The following is a 20516-nucleotide window of genomic DNA, read 5'->3' as shown; positions in this document are numbered from 1 at the left end:
ACACATTATGGAGCAGGAGAAATGTCATGAGTAAACTGTTGGATCGCTTTCGCTATTTTAAGCAAAAAGGCGACACTTTTGCGGACGGTCACGGGCAGGTGATGCACACCAACCGGGACTGGGAGGACAGTTATCGTCAGCGCTGGCAGTTCGATAAAATCGTGCGCTCCACGCATGGCGTGAACTGCACCGGCTCCTGTAGCTGGAAAATCTACGTTAAAAATGGTCTGGTGACCTGGGAAACGCAGCAGACGGACTACCCCCGAACCCGCCCGGATCTGCCTAATCATGAACCGCGCGGCTGCCCACGCGGCGCCAGTTATTCCTGGTATCTCTATAGCGCTAACCGCCTGAAGTATCCGCTGGTGCGTAAACGCCTGATTGAACTGTGGCGTGACGCCCTTTCCCGCCAGCCTGATCCGGTGCTGGCGTGGGAGTCGATCATGAACGATCCGCAAAAGTGCCAAAGCTACAAGCAGGTGCGCGGACGCGGTGGGTTTATTCGTTCTAACTGGAAAGAACTTAATCAGCTGATCGCGGCGGCCAACGTCTGGACCGTCAAAAACTATGGGCCTGACCGTGTCGCCGGGTTCTCGCCGATTCCGGCGATGTCGATGGTCTCCTACGCCGCCGGAACCCGTTATCTCTCGTTGCTCGGCGGAACCTGCCTGAGTTTCTATGACTGGTACTGCGATCTGCCGCCCGCATCGCCGATGACGTGGGGCGAGCAAACCGATGTCCCGGAATCCGCAGACTGGTACAACTCCAGCTATATCATCGCCTGGGGCTCTAACGTGCCGCAAACGCGCACGCCGGACGCGCACTTCTTCACAGAAGTGCGTTACAAAGGCACCAAGACGATTGCCATTACGCCGGACTACTCAGAAGTCGCCAAGCTGTGCGACCAGTGGCTGGCGCCGAAGCAAGGTACTGACAGCGCGCTGGCGATGGCAATGGGCCACGTCATCCTCAAAGAGTTTCATCTCGATAACCCCAGCGACTATTTCCTGAATTACTGTCGCCGCTATACCGACATGCCGATGCTGGTCATGCTTGAAGCGCGCGAAGACGGCAGCTATGTGCCGGGTCGCATGATGCGGGCGTCCGATCTGGTCGACGGGCTGGGTGAAACCAATAACCCGGAATGGAAAACCGTCGCTTATAACCGCGCGGGTGAACTGGTGGTGCCAAACGGTTCCATCGGCTTTCGCTGGGGCGAGAAAGGCAAGTGGAATCTTGAGCCGCTGGCGGCAGGCAACGAAACGGAACTGACCCTCTCCTTGCTGGGCCAGCATGATGATGTCGCTGGCGTGGCGTTCCCTTACTTTGGCGGTAATGAGAACCCGCATTTTCGCAGCGTGAAGCAAGAACCGGTTCTGGTGCGCCAGTTGCCGGTGAAGCGTCTTACCCTGGCCGATGGCAGCCTCTGCCCGGTCGTCAGCGTCTACGACCTGGTGCTGGCGAATTATGGCCTGGATCGTGGTCTGGATGACGATCACAGCGCCAAAGATTACGCGGAAATTAAGGCCTACACTCCCGCCTGGGGCGAACAGATTACCGGCGTACCGCGTCGTCACATCGAAACGATCGCCCGGGAATTTGCCGATACCGCGCATAAAACGCATGGCCGTTCCATGATCATCCTCGGCGCCGGTGTGAACCACTGGTATCACATGGATATGAACTATCGCGGGATGATTAACATCCTCGTGTTCTGCGGCTGCGTGGGGCAAAGCGGCGGCGGCTGGGCGCACTACGTGGGGCAGGAAAAGTTACGCCCGCAAACCGGCTGGCTGCCGCTGGCGTTTGCGCTGGACTGGAACCGCCCGCCGCGTCAGATGAACAGCACGTCGTTTTTCTATAATCACGCCAGCCAGTGGCGTTATGAAAAACTGACCGCGCAGGAACTGCTGTCGCCGCTGGCTGATTCCTCACGCTTTACCGGCCATTTAATTGATTTCAACGTGCGAGCTGAACGTATGGGCTGGCTGCCCTCCGCGCCTCAGCTCAATCTCAACCCGCTCACGCTGAAAAACAAAGCGGAACAGGCCGGATTATCCCCTGCCGATTACACCGTACAGGCGCTGAAGTCGGGGGATATTCGTTTTGCCTGCGAGCAGCCGGACAGCGGTAAAAACCACCCGCGCAACCTCTTCGTCTGGCGCTCGAATTTGCTGGGTTCATCCGGCAAGGGGCATGAATACATGCTCAAATACCTGCTGGGCACTGAAAGCGGCATTCAGGGAGAGGCGCTGGGGTCCAGTGACGGCGTCAAACCGGAAGATGTGGAGTGGCAAACGGCCGCCATTGAAGGCAAGCTCGACCTGCTGGTGACGCTGGATTTCCGCATGTCCAGCACCTGCCTGTTCTCGGATATTGTGCTGCCGACCGCCACCTGGTATGAAAAAGACGACATGAATACCTCGGATATGCATCCGTTTATTCATCCGCTGTCTGCTGCCGTTGACCCGGCGTGGGAATCGAAAAGCGACTGGGAAATCTATAAAGGGATCGCCAAAGTGTTCTCCGACGTCTGCGTGGGGCATCTTGGCAAAGAAACCGATGTGGTGCTGCAACCGCTACAGCATGACTCCCCGGCGGAGCTGGCGCAGCCGTTTGATATTCTCGACTGGCGCAAAGGTGAATGCGATCTTATCCCCGGTAAAACCGCGCCGAACATCGCGGTGGTGGAACGCGACTATCCGGCGACGTATGAACGGTTCACCTCCCTCGGCCCGTTGATGGATACGCTGGGCAACGGCGGGAAAGGCATTTCCTGGAATACGGAAAACGAAGTCGATTTCCTCGGTAAACTCAATTACACCAAACGCGAAGGCCCGGCGAAAGGTCGTCCGCTGATTGACACCGCGCTGGACGCCTCTGAGGTCATTCTTGCGCTGGCGCCGGAAACCAACGGCCAGGTGGCGGTCAAAGCCTGGGAGGCGCTGGGCGCGATGACCGGGCGCGATCATACTCATCTGGCGCTGAACAAAGAAGACGAGAAAATCCGCTTCCGGGATATTCAGGCCCAGCCGCGCAAAATTATCTCCAGCCCGACCTGGTCCGGTCTTGAAAGCGAGCATGTCTCTTACAATGCCGGGTACACCAACGTTCATGAGCTGATCCCGTGGCGCACGCTGTCCGGTCGTCAGCAGCTCTATCAGGATCACGCCTGGATGCGCGCCTTCGGGGAAAGTCTGGTGGCCTACCGTCCGCCGATTGACACCCGTAGCGTCAGCGAAATGCGCGAAATCCCGCCGAACGGTTTCCCGGAAAAAGCGCTGAACTTCCTCACGCCGCACCAGAAATGGGGCATTCACTCCACCTATAGCGAAAACCTGCTCATGCTGACGCTGTCGCGCGGCGGGCCGATTGTCTGGATCAGTGAAACCGATGCCCGTGAGCTGGGCATTGAGGATAACGACTGGATCGAGGCCTTCAACGCCAACGGCGCCCTCACCGCGCGTGCGGTGGTCAGCCAGCGCGTGCCGCCGGGTATGACCATGATGTACCACGCTCAGGAACGCATCATGAATATCCCCGGTTCTGAAGTCACGGGAATGCGCGGCGGGATCCACAACTCCGTTACGCGCGTCTGCCCGAAACCGACCCATATGATCGGCGGCTATGCGCAGCTGGCCTACAGCTTTAACTACTACGGTACGGTCGGATCGAACCGCGACGAGTTCATCATGATTAGAAAAATGAAAAATATTAACTGGCTGGATGATGAAGGTCGGGATCAGGTACAGGAGGCGAAAAAATGAAAATACGCTCACAGGTAGGCATGGTTCTCAACCTTGATAAGTGCATCGGCTGCCACACCTGCTCCGTCACCTGTAAAAACGTCTGGACCGGGCGTGAAGGTATGGAGTACGCGTGGTTTAACAACGTTGAGACAAAACCTGGTATCGGCTATCCGAAAAACTGGGAAGATCAGGAGGAGTGGCAAGGCGGCTGGGTTCGCGATGTCAACGGCAAGATAAGACCGCGTCTGGGCGGCAAGATGGGCGTTATCACCAAAATCTTCGCCAACCCGGTGATCCCGCAAATCGATGATTACTACGAACCGTTTACCTACGATTATCAGCATCTGCACAGCGCGCCGGAGAGCAAAAACCAGCCCACCGCCCGCCCGCGTTCGCTGATTGACGGCAAAAGGATGGACAAAATTGTCTGGGGGCCAAACTGGGAAGAACTGCTCGGCGGCGAATTTTCAAAACGTGCCCGCGATCGTAACTTCGAGAAGATGCAAAAGGAGATGTACGGCCAGTTCGAAAACACCTTCATGATGTATCTGCCGCGTCTGTGCGAGCACTGCCTGAACCCAAGCTGTGTGGCGACCTGCCCGAGCGGCGCGATTTATAAGCGTGAAGAAGATGGCATTGTGCTGATCGACCAGGACAAATGTCGCGGCTGGCGTCTGTGCATCAGCGGTTGTCCGTACAAAAAAATCTACTTCAACTGGAAAAGCGGCAAATCAGAAAAATGTATTTTCTGTTATCCGCGTATCGAATCCGGTCAGCCGACCGTCTGCTCGGAAACCTGTGTTGGCCGTATTCGCTATCTCGGCGTGTTGCTGTATGACGCGGACCGCATTGAAGAAGCGGCCAGCACCGAACACGAAACCGATCTCTATGAGCGCCAGTGCGACGTGTTCCTTGACCCGAACGATCCGGCGGTGATTGAAGAAGCGTTGAAACAGGGTATTCCGCAAAACGTGATTGAGGCCGCTCAGCGTTCCCCGGTCTACAAAATGGCGATGGACTGGAAGCTGGCGCTGCCGTTACACCCGGAATACCGCACCCTGCCGATGGTCTGGTACGTGCCGCCGCTGTCGCCAATTCAGTCTTATGCCGATGCTGGCGGCCTGCCGCAAACCGAAGGTGTGCTTCCGGCGATCGAAAGCCTGCGTATTCCGGTGCAGTACCTTGCCAATATGCTGAGCGCAGGCGATACCGGCCCGGTGCTGCGCGCCCTGAAACGGATGATGGCGATGCGCCACTATATGCGTTCGCAGACGGTGGAAGGCGTTACGGACACCCGCGCTATTGAGGAAGTCGGCTTAAGTGTGGAACAGGTGGAAGAGATGTATCGCTACCTGGCGATCGCCAACTACGAAGATCGTTTCGTGATCCCAACCAGCCACCGCGAAATGGCGCGTGACGCCTTCCCTGAGCGTAACGGCTGCGGCTTCACCTTCGGCGATGGCTGCCACGGTTCCGACACCAAATTTAACCTGTTTAACAGCAGCCGCATTGACGCCATCAACATCACCGAAGTACGCGATAAGGCGGAGGGCGAATAATGCAGATCCTCAAGATTATCGGCTTGCTGATGGAGTACCCGGATGAGCTGTTGTGGGAGTGCCGTGACGACGCCATCGCGCTTATTCGCCATGACGCGCCAATGCTCACCGACTTCACCACTGAGCTGTTAAACGCCCCGCTGCTGGATAAGCAGGCGCAGTGGTGCGAAGTCTTTGATCGCGGGCGCGCGACGTCGCTGTTGCTGTTTGAACACGTTCATGCGGAATCGCGCGATCGGGGTCAGGCGATGGTCGATCTGCTGGCCCAGTATGAAAAGGTGGGACTGCAACTTGACTGCCGCGAGTTACCCGACCATCTGCCGCTCTATCTGGAGTATTTGAGCGTGCTGCCGGAAGCAGAAGCGCGGGAGGGATTGCAGAACATCGCGCCGATCCTCGCGCTGCTGGGCGGGCGTTTAAAACAACGGGAAACGCCGTGGTATCAGCTGTTTGACGCCCTGCTGTCGCTGGCGGGCAGTCCACTTTCAAGTGACAGCGTCACGCAGCAAATCGGCGGCGAGGCGCGTGACGATACCCGTCAGGCGCTGGATGCCGTCTGGGAAGAGGAACAGGTGAAGTTTATCGAAGATAACGCCACCGCCTGTGACAGTTCTCCGTTACAACACTATCAACGACGCTTTAGCCAGGACGTGGCGCCACAGTATGTCGACGTCAGCGCGGGAGGCCCGAAATGATACAGTACCTGAACGTCTTTTTTTACGACATCTACCCCTACCTCTGCGGCACGGTGTTTATTCTCGGCAGTTGGTTGCGCTATGACTACGGACAGTACACCTGGCGCGCCTCGTCCAGCCAGATGCTGGACAAACGCGGCATGGTGCTATGGTCAAACCTGTTCCATATCGGCATCCTGGGGATCTTCTTCGGCCATCTGTTCGGTATGCTAACGCCCCACTGGATGTACGCCTGGTTTCTGCCCATTGCGGTGAAACAGCAAATGGCGATGATTCTTGGCGGAGTCTGCGGTGTGCTGACGCTGGTCGGCGGCGCTGGTCTGCTGATTCGGCGCCTGTTTAATCAGCGCGTGCGCGCCAGCTCATCCACGGCGGATATTTTGATCCTCTGTATCCTGCTGATCCAGTGCATCCTCGGGCTGACAACAATACCGTTCTCCGCGCAACACCCGGACGGAAGCGAGATGCTGAAACTGGTCGGTTGGGCGCAGGCGGTTGTGACGTTCCAGGGCGGTGCTTCGGCGCATCTGGACGGCGTGGCGCCAATTTTCCGCGCGCATCTGGTGTTGGGAATGACCATCTTCCTGATTTTCCCGTTCACGCGTCTGGTGCATGTCTGGAGCGCGCCGTTTGAGTATTTCACTCGCCGCTACCAGATTGTCCGCTCACGTCGCTGACCTGACCCCATGCCCGGTGGCGCGACGCTTACCGGGCCTACAAAATACTCCCTGTAGGCCGGATCAGGCGTAAGCCGCCATCCGGCGCAAAACGTTATTTCCCTGCCTCCGGGTGGGTATCAAACGCCGCCATGACGGCCGCTAATTCCGCCTCGGTAAACCCGTGCTTCGCATCATCGATCCCCAGCCCAAACTGCTCCTGCAATAGCGCGTAAAGCGACGCCACATCCGGCACATTACGCTGTTCTATCGCATGGCCTTCCTGATAATGGGTGAAATGGAAATTGGTCAACGTCAGTTTACCGCCATCCGGTAAATGGCGGCACATCAACAGGTGATGGCGAAAATGCGACTGCGGCCAGTGCGCTGACCAGAAGTTGCCCATCACGTAATCGCTCTGCTGCTGAACTCCCAGATCGAAGCAATACATCGACTGCCAGTGATCGTGATGGCGGAACTGCAAAATCCAGTTATTCCCCTCTTGTCGCAAACGGTATTTGCCATGCGGCGTCTGTTGTTCACATTCTGCCTGCAAACGGATGGGCGCGGTCAATGTCTGCCCGCCAAATCCGACGTCTGCAATCCACGGTTCGCCTTGCAGTTCGACCAGTAACAGCCGGTGCGTGCGTGGCGGCAAGCTGGTCGGGTTTGTTAGTACGACGCGCCCCAGCAGGCTGCGCACGGTAAAGCCTGTCTCCCGTAAAGCACGTTCAAACAGCCCATTTTGTTCGAAGCAATAGCCGCCGCGACGGGCGGTCAGCAATTTTTCTTCCAGCGACAAATCGTCGAGCTGAATTTCGCGCGGCAGTAAGACATCCAGATTTTCAAACGGAATGGTGCTGTTATGCTGCAAATGCAGCGCTCGTAAAGTGTCAAGATTAGCTTCGGCAGCGCCCGACCAATTTATGCGGGCAAAATAGGCGGTCAAAAAAGACGTCATAAGGCATTCCTGTCTGTAGGGGTTCACGCAAAAAAGCTGATTCTACGCTGATGGCGGCAATCTGTTACCCTGCCGCCTGACGTAATATGTCACGGATGCGGTTCTCAACCTGGAGTATGATTGATTTTTGGCGGTATTACGTACAATAACGTGCGTTGCACATGTATCTTTTAGCCACTATTTTCAATAGTGTCGTTACGATAAGACGATAATCCCCCTGAACGAGGCATACCTATGAGTCGTTTTCGTCCTGTAGAGCTACATCATGCCAGCCGTCTGTTAAATCACGGCCCGACGGTTCTGATCACCAGCCGGGACGATCGCACGGAGCGGCGGAATGTTATGGCGGCGGCGTGGTCTATGCCCGTCGAGTTTGAGCCTCCCCGTCTTGCCATTGTGCTGGATAAAACTACCTGGTCGCGCGAGCTTATAGAACGCAGCGGTATGTTTGGCATTGTGATTCCCGGCGTAGCGGCAACGAACTGGACGTATGCGGTAGGCAGCGTCTCTGGCCGCGAAGAAGATAAATTCAACTGCTATGGCATCCCGGTGGTAAAAGGCCCGGTGCTCGGTTTACCCATGATCGAAGAGAAATGCCTCGCCTGGATGGAATGCCGACTGCTGCCCGCAACGTCGGCACAGGAAAAATATGACACGCTTTTTGGCGAAGTGGTTTCGGCGGCGGCGGATGAACGTGTTTTTATTGAAGGCCGCTGGCAGTTTGATGACGATAAACTGAATACTCTGCATCATTTAGGCGCGGGAACCTTCGTTACCTCGGGCAAAAAAATTACCGCGGGCTGAAGGCGAAATGCCCTCCGGCATCCCCGTTTATCATCCACTCTTCAGATAACGCTATGGCTCAGGATAACAGAAAAGCGAAACATACCATCTGGACCACTCGCGAGGATATGGTGAGACGAGGAATGGCTCTCAGCCTGCCGTGGTTTGCTTTTGTGAATATCAGTTTTGCGCTGATGATCTTTTTTCGTGACGCGTTATTCCACGATACCCACGCGCGCTATCTGGCAGAGATGCGTATTGTCCGCACTATTGATGACGCTGTTATCGGCATTATGCTGGTCTGTGCCCTGCTGTTGATGACCTCCCGGCGGCAATCCTGGCTGACGCAGGGATTATTAATCACCCTTAGCCTGTTCTGGTCCTGGTGCAGTTATTATTTCATCAGCCACTGGCAATTAACGTTCGCCTATCCTCTCTGTGCGGTGTTATTACTCAGCGCCGTGATCGCACTTTATTTTCATACGCCGAGCGTACTCGCTTTTCTGCTCCCGCTATGGCTGACCGTCCCCGTCGCCAGCGTTGTTTTGAATCAGAAAGTGAATATTCATTTCGCGGTGATCTGGGGCATTTTCTCGCTTATTTTGCTGGGCGGCCGTTTTATGCTGATTCGCTGGTTTGATGAAGCCTGGCGACAGAACCAACACAACAACCTGCTTATTTCGCGCCTGGATAACCTTGCGCATCGCGACCCGCTCACCGGTACGGCAAACCGGCGCGCAATGGAAAAACTGCTGCATAGCGCAACGGCACAGCAAAATGCGTTTGCGCTGATCATGCTCGATGTCGATTTTTTTAAACGCTATAACGACGCCTACGGGCACCCGGCCGGCGATGCCTGCCTGAGTCAGGTCGCGGATATATTCGCTCAGTCGGTGCGTAGCCCGGAAGATGTGGTCGCCCGCTATGGCGGCGAAGAGTTCGCTGTTATTTTGTTTGACGCGACGTTGCAAGACGCAGAGCGCGTGGCGGCGAGAATACAAAAAGCGCTGGAAGCGGCGGCGATCCCCCACCCGGCGTCAACGATAAGTGACACTGTCACGGTAAGTCAGGGTATCGCCTGCTCAGAGAAAGGAAAAACCGCTGAACAGACGATCGCGGATGCCGATGCCGCGCTGTACCGGGCCAAAGAGGCCGGACGGAATCGTTGGGGGCGCTGACGGCCATCATCGGCGCCGCCGTGCTAAATAATGTCGTTATTTTTCAGCACCGTCTGGAGCGGTGGATGCTGGCAGACCGCATCGGCAATCGCGCTAATGTTCGGGGCGTTGTCCTGAAACCAGTCATGGCCCGGCCCCCAGGTGCGCATCACGCACAGATAACAGTCCAGCAGCGTTAGCTGTCCGCCAAAGGCGTAGGGTTCCGCTATCAGCCGATCGTTGAGCCACATATACAGCGCCTTACGGTATTCAAGGCAGCTTTTCTTCAACTGCTCCGGGGCATTTTGCACCCAGCGTTCAGGGTAATCAGCATATGTGAATGTGGGATAAACGTTCGCTACCAGCCAGATTAACAAACGCTGAAACTGCTGACGCTCGGCGTGTCCGACCGGCGGCGCGAGATCGGGACGGCGATCGAGGATCATCAGCGCAATGGCGGCGCTCTCCGTCATGATTTCTCCGTTTTCCAGCGCCAGCGTTGGAATCTGGCACAGCGGGTTGAGCTTCTGGAGCAGATCCCGCTGCGGCCCCTCGGCATCAAACCCCTTCACATCGATAAATTGATACGGAATCTCCGCCAGAGTCAGCATGACTTCGCTAATTGCCGAGCCCCAGCCGGGTACGCCATAAACTTTGATCATGCGGCCTCCACAACGTGTAAAACGCTAAGTGTAGTTGATTCACCGTGCTGCTGGCTGAATCGTGACCACAGCGCGGCTGAGCTGACCACACGTAAAAGCACGACGTCTTAACGCTGCGTTTCCGGGTATGTTTTGCGTCGTTTAACAATTGCAGGTAGGATGCTCCGCCGATGGTTTTATCCCTACCACAGAATGATGGGAAAAACCGTTTCAGCGTTAGCCAGGCAATCGTTTGGTTAGCAAAAGGTGCGGCACAAAAAGTATCTCTTCTGTCCGACAGGTCAACAGGTAACACAATGAAAACACACAATACAAACGCGCTTGAACAACATGCCGCGAAACGACGCTGGTTGAACGCCCATGAAGAGGGTTATCACAAGGCGATGGGCAACCGACAGGTACAAATGATTGCCATTGGCGGCGCAATTGGCACCGGATTGTTTTTAGGGGCTGGCGCACGACTACAAATGGCTGGCCCTGCCCTGGCGCTGGTTTATCTGGTATGCGGTATTTTCTCATTCTTTATTCTTCGCGCGCTCGGCGAGCTGGTTTTGCATCGCCCTTCCAGCGGCAGCTTCGTCTCCTACGCCCGTGAATTTTTAGGCGAGAAAGCGGCATACGTCGCAGGCTGGATGTACTTCATCAACTGGGCGATGACCGGGATCGTCGATATCACCGCAGTGGCGCTGTATATGCACTACTGGGGCGCATTCGGTGACGTTCCGCAATGGGTGTTTGCCCTGGGCGCGCTGGCGATTGTGGGCACAATGAACATGATTGGCGTGAAGTGGTTCGCCGAGATGGAGTTCTGGTTCGCGCTGGTAAAAGTGCTGGCGATTGTCCTGTTTCTGGTTGTCGGCACAATCTTTTTAGGAAGCGGTAAACCGCTGGATGGCAACACAACAGGCTTCCATCTGATCACCGATAACGGCGGGTTCTTCCCGCATGGCCTGTTGCCTGCTCTGGTGCTGGTTCAGGGCGTTGTCTTCGCCTTCGCGTCGATTGAGCTTGTTGGTACGGCGGCCGGAGAGTGCAAAGATCCGCAAACGATGGTGCCAAAAGCGATCAACAGCGTGATCTGGCGTATTGGTCTGTTCTATGTCGGTTCCGTTGTCCTGTTGGTGTTGCTGCTGCCGTGGAACGCGTATCAGGCCGGTCAGAGCCCCTTCGTGACCTTCTTCTCAAAACTGGGCGTGCCTTACATCGGCAGCATTATGAACATTGTGGTGCTGACGGCGGCCCTCTCCAGTCTGAATTCAGGCCTGTACTGCACCGGCCGTATTTTACGTTCGATGTCGATGGGCGGTTCCGCGCCGAAATTTATGGCGAAAATGAGCCGTCAACAGGTGCCGTACGCCGGCATTCTGGCGACGCTGGGCGTGTATGTCATCGGGGTGTTGCTCAACTATCTGGTGCCTTCTCAGGTTTTCGAAATTGTCCTTAACTTCGCATCGCTGGGTATTATCGCCTCCTGGGGCTTCATCGTGGTGTGCCAGATGCGTTTGCGTAAGGCGATTAAAGAAGGCAAAGCGGCAGACGTCAGCTTTAAGTTACCGGGCGCGCCGTTTACCTCCTGGCTCACCCTGCTGTTCCTGCTGAGCGTTCTGGTGCTGATGGCGTTTGATTACCCTAACGGCACCTATACCATCGCTTCACTTCCGCTGATTGCCATTCTGCTGGTCGCTGGCTGGTTTGGCGTGCGCAACCGCGTGGCGGAAATTCACCGCACCGCGCCGGTTGTGCCGCAGGAAGAGAGTAAGCAGGACATGGTATTACGAGAAGAGACGGCGAGTTAACACTGGCAGCCCGGTGGCGTGACGTTTATCGGGATGTTGTTACGCAGTAAAAAGGAGGGGCAAGCCCCTCCTTTTTACTTAATGCTTACAGCGTTATTTAACCGTTACAGCGCGATGCGGATAACATCATCTGGCTGAGTGGCTTCCTGCTCACGGGTTGATTTCTGCTTCACGCTCACGAACAGCGTTTGCCCGTCCGCAGACAGCGCCAGGCTATTCGGGAATGTCGGCGTGTCGTAAGTTTTCACGACCTTATAGCTTTTCGCGTCAATCACGCTCACTTTACCGGCCTGGCGGTGCGTCACATAGGCTTCGTTGCGGGTCGGGTTGAACAGCACGGCCAGTGATTCCGGCGCGGCTACTTTTGCCAGCACATTGCCATTACGGGTATCCACCACCAGAACTTCAGCCGCTTTGGAGTCGGTGATAAAAGCGCGATGGCCTGCGGTGTCGAGGCTCAGGTTGATAAAGAAGTGCTCTTTCCCGTCATCCAGCAATGTCTTGCGGCTCAGGATCTTGTTGTCCGCAGTATCGATGGTGATGAACTCGCCGTCTGCGTTAGTGGTGTAAAGACGCTTCGCTTGACTGTCAATGGCCAGACCCGTGCTCATTTTACCGGTATTCTGGATGGTCGTTTTCAGGGCGATTTTTTCACCGTCAACCACCCAAATCACGCTCTCTTTACCAATGCCGCTGATATATACGGTGTTAGTCGCATCATCGCTGACCAGTTCGCGTGGTTGCAGCGGACGGACATCTTCGGAACGCTTGCGCTCATCCAGCACCAGACGCCCTTTTACATCACCTGTTTTGGCATCGATTGCCGTCAGCGCGCTGTTTACGGTGTTACCAAACCACAGCGTTTGCGTCGCGTTGTTGATGGTCGCGCCAAACGGTTTGAGATCGTTATGGATGGCCTGCGTCACCTCAAGGGTAACCGGGTCGAGGCGATAAACTACCCCACCTTTGTCCGTTTTGCGGCTTTGCGAAGTAGCCAGCCACAGCGCATTTTCCTGCTGGCTATAGGCCATTTCATAAGCGCCCTTGCCGACGGCTTTACGCAGCATTTCTTCTGCCGCCTGCGTGCTAAATGAAGACGCGACCAGCAGTGAACCTAACAGTAAAGAACCACGCAGGCGCGGCGAAAACAGATGACGTAAATGCATGACGACTCCCTTTGATAAACACGTTTGTAGCTGCTTCACATGGCTTCGGCGAGTGAATCCGTGTCCCACTCGCTGTACGTAGATGCGAATAGTAATCATTATTTAGTGCAAAGTGGAGCGTTTCTTTGCAGGCAGTCTACAATTTCTTTAATTTTTTCATGTTCCATTAACGCATCGTGCTATTAAATTTTTCATATATTTACAAAGTAATTAAAGTATTCATTAAATTTCATTTGGCACGTTTACTCGTGATTGGTTTTTTTTCATGAAGATCATTACCGCTCGTCAGGCCGCATTTCCCGCCCTTTTATTCCCTTTCGTTTTCTCGCCGGTGAGCCAGGCGGCCACGGCTGAAGATGAACAAACGATGATTGTTAGCGCGACGCCGCAAACGGTGTCTGAACTGGACACGCCCGCCGCCGTCACCGTGGTTGAAGGGGAAGATATGCGACTGGCGACGCCGCGTATTAACCTGTCTGAATCCTTAAACGGCGTGCCAGGTTTGCAGGTGCAAAACCGTCAGAACTATGCGCAGGATTTACAGTTGTCAATTCGCGGATTTGGCTCCCGCTCTGCATACGGCATTCGCGGTATTCGTCTGTATGTTGATGGCATCCCTGCCACCATGCCGGACGGACAAGGGCAGACGTCCAATATCGATCTGAGCAGCGTCCAGAATGTGGAAGTGCTGCGCGGCCCCTTCTCCGCGCTGTACGGCAACTCTTCCGGCGGCGTGATGAACGTGACGACGGAAACCGGACGCCAGCCGCCGACGATTGAAGCCAGCAGCTATTACGGCAGTTTCGGGAGCTGGCGCTATGGCATGAAAGCTACGGGGGCGATGGGTGACGGAACGCAGGCGGGTGACGTGGATTACACCGTCTCCACGACCCGATTCACCACCCACGGTTTTCGCGATCGCAGCAGCGCGCAAAAGAATCTGGCTAACGCAAAACTGGGGGTGCGTCTGGACGATGCCAGTAAGTTAAGCCTGATTTTCAATAGCGTAGACATTCACGCGAACGACCCCGGCGGCCTGACCGAATCCGAATGGAAAGCCAACCCGCAGCAGTCGCCGCGCGCCGAACAGTTCAACACGCGAAAAACCATCAAGCAGACTCAGGCAGGCCTGCGCTATGAGCGTCAGCTCAGCGAACACGACGATCTGAGCGTGATGATGTATGCCGGTGAACGTGAAACCACACAATACCAGTCCATACCGATGGCGCCGCAGCGGGATAACCCCGCGCATGCAGGCGGCGTAATCGTGCTTCAGCGTCATTATCAGGGTATCGACACCCGCTGGACGCACCGGGGCGAGCTGGGCGTACCTGTGACGTTCACCACCGGCCTGAACTATGAAAATATGAGCGAAAATCGCAAGGGATACGAGAACTACCGCCTGAATAACGGCGTGCCGCAGTTTGGCGTGAAAGGCGATTTGCGTCGTAATGAGCGCAACCTGATGTGGAACGCCGATCCCTACCTGCAAACGCAGTGGCAACTGACCGAAAAACTTTCGCTTGATGCTGGCGTACGGTACAGCTCAGTCTGGTTTGACTCTAACGATCATTACGTTACGCCTGGAAACAGAGATGACAGCGGCGAGGCCAGCTACCATCAATGGCTCCCTGCCGGGGCGCTCAAGTATGCGTTCACCGATGCGTGGAACGTTTATCTGGCCGCAGGGCGCGGTTTTGAAACGCCGACCATCAATGAACTCTCCTATCGCCCGGACGGACAAAGCGGCCTGAACTTCGGCCTGAAACCCGCCACCAATGACACGGTGGAAATTGGCAGTAAAACGCGTATTGGCGATGGTTTACTGACGGCGGCGCTCTTCCAGACGGATACGGATGATGAAATTGTCGTCGCCACCAGCGGCGGCGGGCGCACCACATATAAAAACGCCGGTAAAACCCGCCGCCAGGGCGCGGAATTATCGTGGGATCAGCGTTTCGCCGGTAACTGGCGGGTAAACGCCTCCTGGACCTGGCTGGATGCGACCTACCGCAGCAACGTCTGCAAAAGTGGCGATTGCAACGGTAACCGCATGCCGGGCATTGCGCGTAATATGGGGTTCGCCTCGTTGGGATATGTACCGGATGAAGGCTGGTATGCCGGCACCGATGCCCGCTATATGGGGGACATTATGGCAGACGATCACAACACGGCAAAAGCGCCCTCGTATACCGTGGTTGGCCTGAACACCGGGTATAAGTTTAACTACAGCAACTTAACGGTCGATGTGTTTGGCCGGGTCGATAACCTGTTTGATAAAGAGTATGTCGGTTCGGTGATCGTCAACGAATCAAACGGACGCTATTACGAACCGGCGCCGGGGAGAAACTACGGCGTTGGCGTCAATCTGGCATGGCGTTTTGAGTAAGCGCCAGAGCTAAAAAAGCTAAAAAAATAGCGGGGAATCGCCCCGCTATTTTTTAATGTCATGCAGCGTCAATTCTCAGGCATCATCCGCCAGGCGAATCACGACCTTGCCGAAGTTCTTCCCGGTCAGCAGACCGATAAACGCCCCCGGCGCTTTTTCCAGTCCGTCGGTGATCTGTTCGCGGTAGTGGATCTTCCCTTCTTTGACCCAGCGCCCCATCTCCTGCTGAAACTCATGAATCCGGTGCCCGTAGTCCTGACCAATAATAAACCCTTGCAGGTGGATGCGTTTTTTTAACAGCGTCGCCATTAATAGTGGCAGCCGGTCAGGTCCGTCGGGGAGTTTTGTGGCGTTATATCCGCTCACCAGACCACACAACGGGATACGTGCCGAAGTATTCAACAGCGGCAGAACCGCATCAAACACCTTGCCGCCGACATTTTCATAATACACATCAATTCCCTGCGGGCAGGCTTTCGCCAGTTGTTCCGCAAAATCCGCCGCGTGGTGATCGAGGCATATGTCAAAACCGAGAATCTCGGTCGCGTAGCGGCATTTTTCTGCGCCGCCTGCGACACCCACCACATGACAGCCCTTCAGTTTGCCGATTTGCCCGACGGTTGCGCCGACCGGCCCGGTGGCGGCCGCAACGACCAGCGTTTCCCCTGCTTTGGGCTGGCCGATATCCAGCAGTCCCATATAGGCGGTAAAGCCCGGCATCCCCAGCACGCCCAGCGCCCATGACGGATGCTCAGGGTTGTCACCGAGTTTCACCAGCCCTTTCCCGTCGGAAATATCATAATCCTGCCAGCCGCTGTAACTTAATACCCATTCTCCCGGACGGTAATCAGGGTGACTGGACTCCACGACCCGGCTGACCGTTCCGCCAACCATCACGCCGTCGATCTCCACTGGCTGTGAGTAGGACGGTTCGTCGCTCATTCTTCCGCGCATGTAGGGATCGAGGGACAGGAAAATTGTACGTAACAGCACTTGCCCTTCACCGGGCGTCGCCACGTCGTCCTCTTCCATGCGGAAGTTGCTCTCAACCGGCGCGCCATGCGGACGCGAAGCCAGAACCCAACGACGATTACGGTATGCTTGTTGGCCCATTATGTTCTCCTCTGCTTGTGGCATGAATCCCTCAATAGTAGCCGAACATTAATTACCCGCGTGGTTTAAGCGCACAACCAGGTAAACGCATGTTTCCTGCGTCTCATTGATAAAACGGCAGTCGTTTGGCGGCCCCAGCTCCAGGCAGTCGCCCGCTTTCATCTCATGGCGAACCCCGCCTTCGACAAAGACCAGTTCACCCTGCTGTAGCCAGATAAGCTGTCTTGCCAGCGCGTAGGATGCCGCAGGCATCGGTACGTCACTCCCCGCTGGAAGCGAGATTTGTACGAGATCGATGGGCAGGTCGCTGCGCGGTGAAACGTGGCGACGCAGGTAGTGCGTCTGCGGGTCGTGCCAGACGGGTTGATCGGCAAAACGCAGCAGCTTGCCCTCCTGCATTTCTGCCCGCGCGATCAGCGTTGACATGCTGATGCCAAACGCCCCGGAAAGCCGCCCCAGCAGCGTGGCCGTCGGGCTGCTCTCTCCGCGTTCGATTTTGTGGATCATGGCGCGCGATACGCCTGCCCGCTCGGCAAGCTCCGTCAGCGACCAGCCCCGCGATTCACGCTCAATGCGAATTCTTGCACTGATCCGTTGATTTATGCTGTCTTCGATAGTATTCATATCGTAATACTATAGTGAACAACAACTGAGGTTCAACATGTCTATTCGATTTGCTGGCAAAGAAGACTGCGCCGCCATCGCCGAAATCTACAATCACGCGGTATTGCACACGGCGGCAATCTGGAACGATCAAACGGTCGATGTGGATAACCGCATCGCATGGTTTGATGCGCGTCAGCTATCAGGCTATCCGGTTCTGGTCAGTGAAGAGAATGGCGTCGTCACCGGGTACGCCTCCTTTGGCGACTGGCGTAACTTTGACGGTTTCCGCCATACGGTTGAACATTCCGTATATGTCCACCCGGATCATCAGGGAAAAGGCCTCGGGCGGGCGCTTCTCAGCCGTCTGATCGAGGAAGCGCGCACATGCGGCAAGCATGTGATGGTCGCCGGAATCGAGTCGCAAAATCAGGCATCGCTGCATCTGCACGAAACGCTGGGGTTCAGCATTACCGCCCAAATGCCGCAGGTTGGCACCAAATTCGGCCGCTGGCTGGATCTGACGTTTATGCAGCTTCAGCTTGACGATCGCCGCGACCCGGATGCGCGCGGATGAACCAGACGCTGACCCTCGCCTTTCTGATTGCCGCCGGTATTGGGCTGGTTGTGCAAAACACGCTTATGGTGCGCATTACACAGAACTCATCAACGATTCTCATCGCCATGCTGCTGAATTCGCTGGTCGGGATTGTCCTGTTTGTCAGCATTTTGTGGTTTAAACAAGGCGCGGCGGGGTTTAGCGAGCTGGTTTCCAGCGTGCGCTGGTGGACGTTGATTCCCGGCTTGCTCGGATCGTTTTTTGTTTTCGCCAGTATTAGCGGGTATCAGTACGTTGGCGCGGCGACGACTATCGCGGTTCTGGTCGCCAGCCAGCTTATTGGCGGCCTGGTATTGGACATTTTGAGAAGTCATGGCGTGCCGTTACGTGCGCTGGCAGGCCCGGTTTGCGGCGCGGTGTTGTTGGTGATCGGCGCGTGGCTGGTCGCCAGACGCCAGTTTTAACTGCCGCTTCGCCGGATGGCGGCGTCGCGGCGTAAACGCCTTATCCGGCCTGTACATCCCTCACAGGCCGTGCTTATCAACGTCAGAGAATGCTACCACCTTTGGTAAGCTGTTCGCGACGCGCTTCCATATCTTCCTTGTACTGACGACCGTGATGCGCAATCGCCGTCCGTAGCCGCTGTTGCTGGGTGTAACGATCTTCCCGGCTCAGTTCGGCGTCATCGCTCAGCGCGATCAGCAGTTCGTTCATATGGGTAATGACGCTCTCTTCGATAGCGGCATCTACGCGCGCAGTGACCTCTTCCAGGTGCGACATAAACTCTCCTTAAACCATCAATTCAATTTAGCTTTTGAAAAATCACTGCCCATCAGGCTTACGCTGTATCCGGTTACGTTGCTGCGTGTGGCGTAGAACGTTTTGCCGTTTGCCAGCGCGATCCACGGCGCTTGCTGATAGAAAATATCCTGCGCCTGCTGGTAGAGCTGCGCACGTTCTTCCGGCTTGCTCACCCGTTTCGCTTTCTGGACGAGATCATCATACCCTTTATCGCACCAGCGCGCGGCATTTGAGCCGGTTTTTATGCTGTTGCAGCCCAGCAGCACATCGGCAAAGTTATCTGGATCGCCATTGTCAGACATCCAGCCGAACAGCGCGGTATCGTGCTCGCCTTTACGCATCCCGGACAGATACTCTCCCCATTCGTAAGAGACGATTTTCGCCGTCACGCCGACTTTTGCCCAGTCGCTCTGGATCATCTCCGCAATGCGCCGGGAATTGGGGTTATAAGGGCGTTGCACCGGCATCGACCAGAGCGTTGCCTCAAACCCCTTCTCCAGCCCCGCCTGCTTCAGCAAATCTTTGGCTTTTTGCGGATCGTAGTCGTAATCCTTCAGGTTGTTATTAAAGCCCATCATATTTGGCGGGATGGGCGATTTCGCCACCGTACCGGAACCGAGGAACACCGCGTTGATAATGGCTTTTTTATCAGTGGCGTAATTTAACGCCTGGCGCACCAGTACGTTATCAAACGGTTTTTTCTCGGTATTAAAGGCCAGATAGCCGACGTTCAGCGCATCGACCGAATGCAGCGTTAACGCGTTATTCTTTTTAATCTCGTCAAACTGTACGGGGGATGGCGCCGGAATAATCTGGCACTCGTTGGTTTGCAGTTTTGCCAGGCGCGTCTGGGCGTTAGGCGTAATCGAGAAAATAAGATGTCTGGTCGGCACTTCGCCATCCCAGTAGTTCGGGTTCGCCAGGTAGCGAATCTGTGAATCCTGCTTGTAGTGTTGCAGTACGTAAGGGCCAGTGCCGACAGGCCAGTTATCGACGTTTTCCGGTGTGCCTTTTTTCAGCATCGCATCGGCATATTCTGCGGAGAGAATGGAGGCGAAATCCATGCCCCAGTCAGCGAGGAATGCCGCATTGGGTTCGTTCAGCACAAACTGGACGTGATAATCGTCGACCTTTTTCACCTCTTTAATCAACTTATCGAGGCCGACATCATTGAAGTATTCGTAGCTGCCCTGCGACACATTATGGTACGGATGATCCGCATCCTTCTGGCGCAGCACCGAGAAAATAACGTCATCGGCATTAAAATCGCGCGTCGGTTTAAAGAATTTATTGCTGTTGAACTTCACGCCCTGACGCAACGTAAACGTGTATGTTTTCCCGTCCGGGGAAATCGTCCAGTCGGTCGCCAGCGACGGCACCGGCGTATTTTTTACCGGATCGAAATTGATCAGTCGGTTGTACAGCACCTGCGAACTGGCCACGAATGACGGGCCGGAACTGGCGATTTGCGGGTTAAACGATTCGGGTGAGGCTTCAGAACAGTAGATGATGGTATCGGTATTGGCCGCAAATGCCGCCCCTGCCGGTAAAAGTGCGCTGAGCGCCAGCGCGAGCAACGTTTTCCCTGTGGACATCGTTATAAGCCTTTTCATTTGATTATAAAGAGAGTCATATGAGCATAGCTTACAAAAGCTGACAAATAACGAATCACTCTCAGGTTATTCCGTTCTGGTATTTTTCGCTGATGAATGCGTCCTGCGGCGTGAAATAATTTCCCTTAAGTCTTTTTGAAAACGTCAAGATTTTTCCCCCGGCGCTATGCCATGAAAATTAGCCCCTTTTTGCCTCTCTTCCGCCGTTTGCTTGTCTTTGTAATCCGTAAAGTAGATGCGTGAAGAAGTCTAAG

General features: G+C 55.4%; 17 protein-coding genes. 10 read left to right on the top strand and 7 right to left on the bottom strand.

The genetic code is table 11. From position 1 onward, the window contains the following. Nucleotides 1-26: 26 nt before the first annotated feature. Genes FD428_RS11040 through narI form a run of 4 tightly spaced genes read left to right on the top strand, consistent with a single transcriptional unit; the run spans nt 27 to nt 6680 of the window. Nucleotides 27-3767 (top strand): nitrate reductase subunit alpha, encoded by a 3741-nt coding sequence (locus FD428_RS11040; protein ID WP_114847899.1) that lies wholly within the window; start codon nt 27-29, stop codon nt 3765-3767. Next, a complete protein-coding gene (gene narH, locus FD428_RS11035) occupies nt 3764-5308 on the top strand; it encodes a nitrate reductase subunit beta (protein WP_012132376.1) in 1545 nt (514 codons plus the stop codon). The genes FD428_RS11040 and narH overlap by 4 nt, the downstream gene beginning before the upstream one ends. Beyond that, entirely contained in the window at nt 5308-6003 is a 696-nt protein-coding gene (narW, locus tag FD428_RS11030) for a nitrate reductase molybdenum cofactor assembly chaperone (protein WP_012132375.1), read from the top strand. Before narH ends, narW begins: the two co-directional genes overlap by 1 nt. Continuing rightward, complete coding sequence (gene narI / locus FD428_RS11025) at nt 6000-6680, top strand: respiratory nitrate reductase subunit gamma (protein ID WP_012132374.1); 681 nt, start codon at nt 6000-6002, stop codon at nt 6678-6680. The genes narW and narI overlap by 4 nt, the downstream gene beginning before the upstream one ends. A 94-nt stretch (nt 6681-6774) precedes the next feature. Here the strand turns inward: narI and nhoA are convergent, their stop codons facing one another. Next, complete coding sequence (nhoA, locus tag FD428_RS11020) at nt 6775-7620, bottom strand: N-hydroxyarylamine O-acetyltransferase (RefSeq protein ID WP_114847898.1); 846 nt, start codon at nt 7618-7620, stop codon at nt 6775-6777. Nucleotides 7621-7854: 234 nt separating this feature from the next. On the opposite strand from nhoA, the gene FD428_RS11015 reads away from it, so the two are divergent. Continuing rightward, complete coding sequence (locus FD428_RS11015; protein ID WP_049009885.1) at nt 7855-8424, top strand: flavin reductase family protein; 570 nt, start codon at nt 7855-7857, stop codon at nt 8422-8424. 107 nt (nt 8425-8531) lie between these two features. Continuing rightward, the gene (locus FD428_RS11010) at nt 8532-9581 is read left to right on the top strand and encodes a GGDEF domain-containing protein (protein ID WP_168190573.1); all 1050 of its coding nucleotides are present in this window, start codon (nt 8532-8534) and stop codon (nt 9579-9581) included. Between the two features lie 23 nt (nt 9582-9604). Here the strand turns inward: FD428_RS11010 and FD428_RS11005 are convergent, their stop codons facing one another. Beyond that, nucleotides 9605-10222 (bottom strand): glutathione S-transferase family protein, encoded by a 618-nt coding sequence (locus FD428_RS11005; RefSeq protein ID WP_049009879.1) that lies wholly within the window; start codon nt 10220-10222, stop codon nt 9605-9607. Nucleotides 10223-10518: 296 nt separating this feature from the next. Here FD428_RS11005 and ansP point away from each other — a divergent pair, with 296 nt between their 5' ends. Beyond that, nucleotides 10519-12018, top strand: coding sequence for an L-asparagine permease (gene ansP / locus FD428_RS11000; RefSeq protein WP_024130324.1), 1500 nt, complete (start codon nt 10519-10521; stop codon nt 12016-12018). A 104-nt stretch (nt 12019-12122) separates the two neighbouring features. Here ansP and FD428_RS10995 read toward each other — a convergent pair whose 3' ends face one another. Next, on the bottom strand, nt 12123-13184 hold the full coding sequence (locus tag FD428_RS10995; protein WP_024130323.1) for a YncE family protein: 1062 nt from the start codon (nt 13182-13184) through the stop codon (nt 12123-12125). A 265-nt stretch (nt 13185-13449) separates the two neighbouring features. Here FD428_RS10995 and pqqU point away from each other — a divergent pair, with 265 nt between their 5' ends. Then, nucleotides 13450-15573, top strand: a complete 2124-nt coding sequence (pqqU, locus tag FD428_RS10990) for a TonB-dependent receptor PqqU (protein WP_012132367.1) — start codon at nt 13450-13452, stop codon at nt 15571-15573. 75 nt (nt 15574-15648) lie between these two features. Here the strand turns inward: pqqU and FD428_RS10985 are convergent, their stop codons facing one another. Then, the gene (locus FD428_RS10985) at nt 15649-16686 is read right to left on the bottom strand and encodes an NADP-dependent oxidoreductase (protein ID WP_114847896.1); all 1038 of its coding nucleotides are present in this window, start codon (nt 16684-16686) and stop codon (nt 15649-15651) included. Nucleotides 16687-16734: 48 nt separating this feature from the next. Then, nucleotides 16735-17310, bottom strand: coding sequence for a helix-turn-helix domain-containing protein (locus tag FD428_RS10980; protein WP_012132365.1), 576 nt, complete (start codon nt 17308-17310; stop codon nt 16735-16737). A 37-nt stretch (nt 17311-17347) separates the two neighbouring features. Between FD428_RS10980 and mddA the strand changes: the two genes are divergently transcribed. Beyond that, nucleotides 17348-17866: an L-methionine sulfoximine/L-methionine sulfone acetyltransferase gene (gene mddA / locus FD428_RS10975; protein ID WP_114847895.1), complete on the top strand. Its 519-nt coding sequence runs from the start codon at nt 17348-17350 to the stop codon at nt 17864-17866. After that, nucleotides 17863-18312, top strand: coding sequence for a DMT family transporter (locus FD428_RS10970; protein ID WP_104868649.1), 450 nt, complete (start codon nt 17863-17865; stop codon nt 18310-18312). Before mddA ends, FD428_RS10970 begins: the two co-directional genes overlap by 4 nt. Nucleotides 18313-18394: 82 nt before the next feature. Here FD428_RS10970 and FD428_RS10965 read toward each other — a convergent pair whose 3' ends face one another. Together FD428_RS10965 and FD428_RS10960 are read right to left on the bottom strand one after the other, a co-directional pair. Beyond that, complete coding sequence (locus FD428_RS10965) at nt 18395-18628, bottom strand: YdcY family protein (protein ID WP_012132361.1); 234 nt, start codon at nt 18626-18628, stop codon at nt 18395-18397. 17 nt (nt 18629-18645) lie between these two features. Next, nucleotides 18646-20244 (bottom strand): ABC transporter substrate-binding protein, encoded by a 1599-nt coding sequence (locus tag FD428_RS10960; RefSeq protein ID WP_024130321.1) that lies wholly within the window; start codon nt 20242-20244, stop codon nt 18646-18648. Nucleotides 20245-20516 lie beyond the last annotated feature (272 nt).

The organism is Citrobacter sp. TBCP-5362 (assembly GCF_005406305.1).
In the GTDB taxonomy this organism is placed as follows: Bacteria; Pseudomonadota; Gammaproteobacteria; order Enterobacterales; family Enterobacteriaceae; genus Citrobacter_B; species Citrobacter_B koseri.
Note: the sequence above shows the minus strand (reverse complement) of the source record. Positions and strands in the feature narration are given on the sequence as shown.

Bases quoted from the DNA above. Each gene is read 5' to 3' on its own strand.
- pqqU (WP_012132367.1), top strand. From the start codon at position 13,450: ATGAAGATCATTACCGCTCGTCAGGCCGCATTTCCCGCCCTTTTATTC.
- FD428_RS10995 (WP_024130323.1), bottom strand. From the start codon at position 13,184: ATGCATTTACGTCATCTGTTTTCGCCGCGCCTGCGTGGTTCTTTACTG.
- nhoA (WP_114847898.1), bottom strand. From the start codon at position 7,620: ATGACGTCTTTTTTGACCGCCTATTTTGCCCGCATAAATTGGTCGGGC.
- FD428_RS11015 (WP_049009885.1), top strand. From the start codon at position 7,855: ATGAGTCGTTTTCGTCCTGTAGAGCTACATCATGCCAGCCGTCTGTTA.
- FD428_RS10980 (WP_012132365.1), bottom strand. From the start codon at position 17,310: ATGAATACTATCGAAGACAGCATAAATCAACGGATCAGTGCAAGAATT.
- narW (WP_012132375.1), top strand. From the start codon at position 5,308: ATGCAGATCCTCAAGATTATCGGCTTGCTGATGGAGTACCCGGATGAG.
- narI (WP_012132374.1), top strand. From the start codon at position 6,000: ATGATACAGTACCTGAACGTCTTTTTTTACGACATCTACCCCTACCTC.
- FD428_RS10965 (WP_012132361.1), bottom strand. From the start codon at position 18,628: ATGTCGCACCTGGAAGAGGTCACTGCGCGCGTAGATGCCGCTATCGAA.
- FD428_RS10960 (WP_024130321.1), bottom strand. From the start codon at position 20,244: ATGTCCACAGGGAAAACGTTGCTCGCGCTGGCGCTCAGCGCACTTTTA.
- mddA (WP_114847895.1), top strand. From the start codon at position 17,348: ATGTCTATTCGATTTGCTGGCAAAGAAGACTGCGCCGCCATCGCCGAA.
- FD428_RS11010 (WP_168190573.1), top strand. From the start codon at position 8,532: ATGGTGAGACGAGGAATGGCTCTCAGCCTGCCGTGGTTTGCTTTTGTG.
- ansP (WP_024130324.1), top strand. From the start codon at position 10,519: ATGAAAACACACAATACAAACGCGCTTGAACAACATGCCGCGAAACGA.
- narH (WP_012132376.1), top strand. From the start codon at position 3,764: ATGAAAATACGCTCACAGGTAGGCATGGTTCTCAACCTTGATAAGTGC.
- FD428_RS10970 (WP_104868649.1), top strand. From the start codon at position 17,863: ATGAACCAGACGCTGACCCTCGCCTTTCTGATTGCCGCCGGTATTGGG.
- FD428_RS11040 (WP_114847899.1), top strand. From the start codon at position 27: ATGAGTAAACTGTTGGATCGCTTTCGCTATTTTAAGCAAAAAGGCGAC.
- FD428_RS10985 (WP_114847896.1), bottom strand. From the start codon at position 16,686: ATGGGCCAACAAGCATACCGTAATCGTCGTTGGGTTCTGGCTTCGCGT.
- FD428_RS11005 (WP_049009879.1), bottom strand. From the start codon at position 10,222: ATGATCAAAGTTTATGGCGTACCCGGCTGGGGCTCGGCAATTAGCGAA.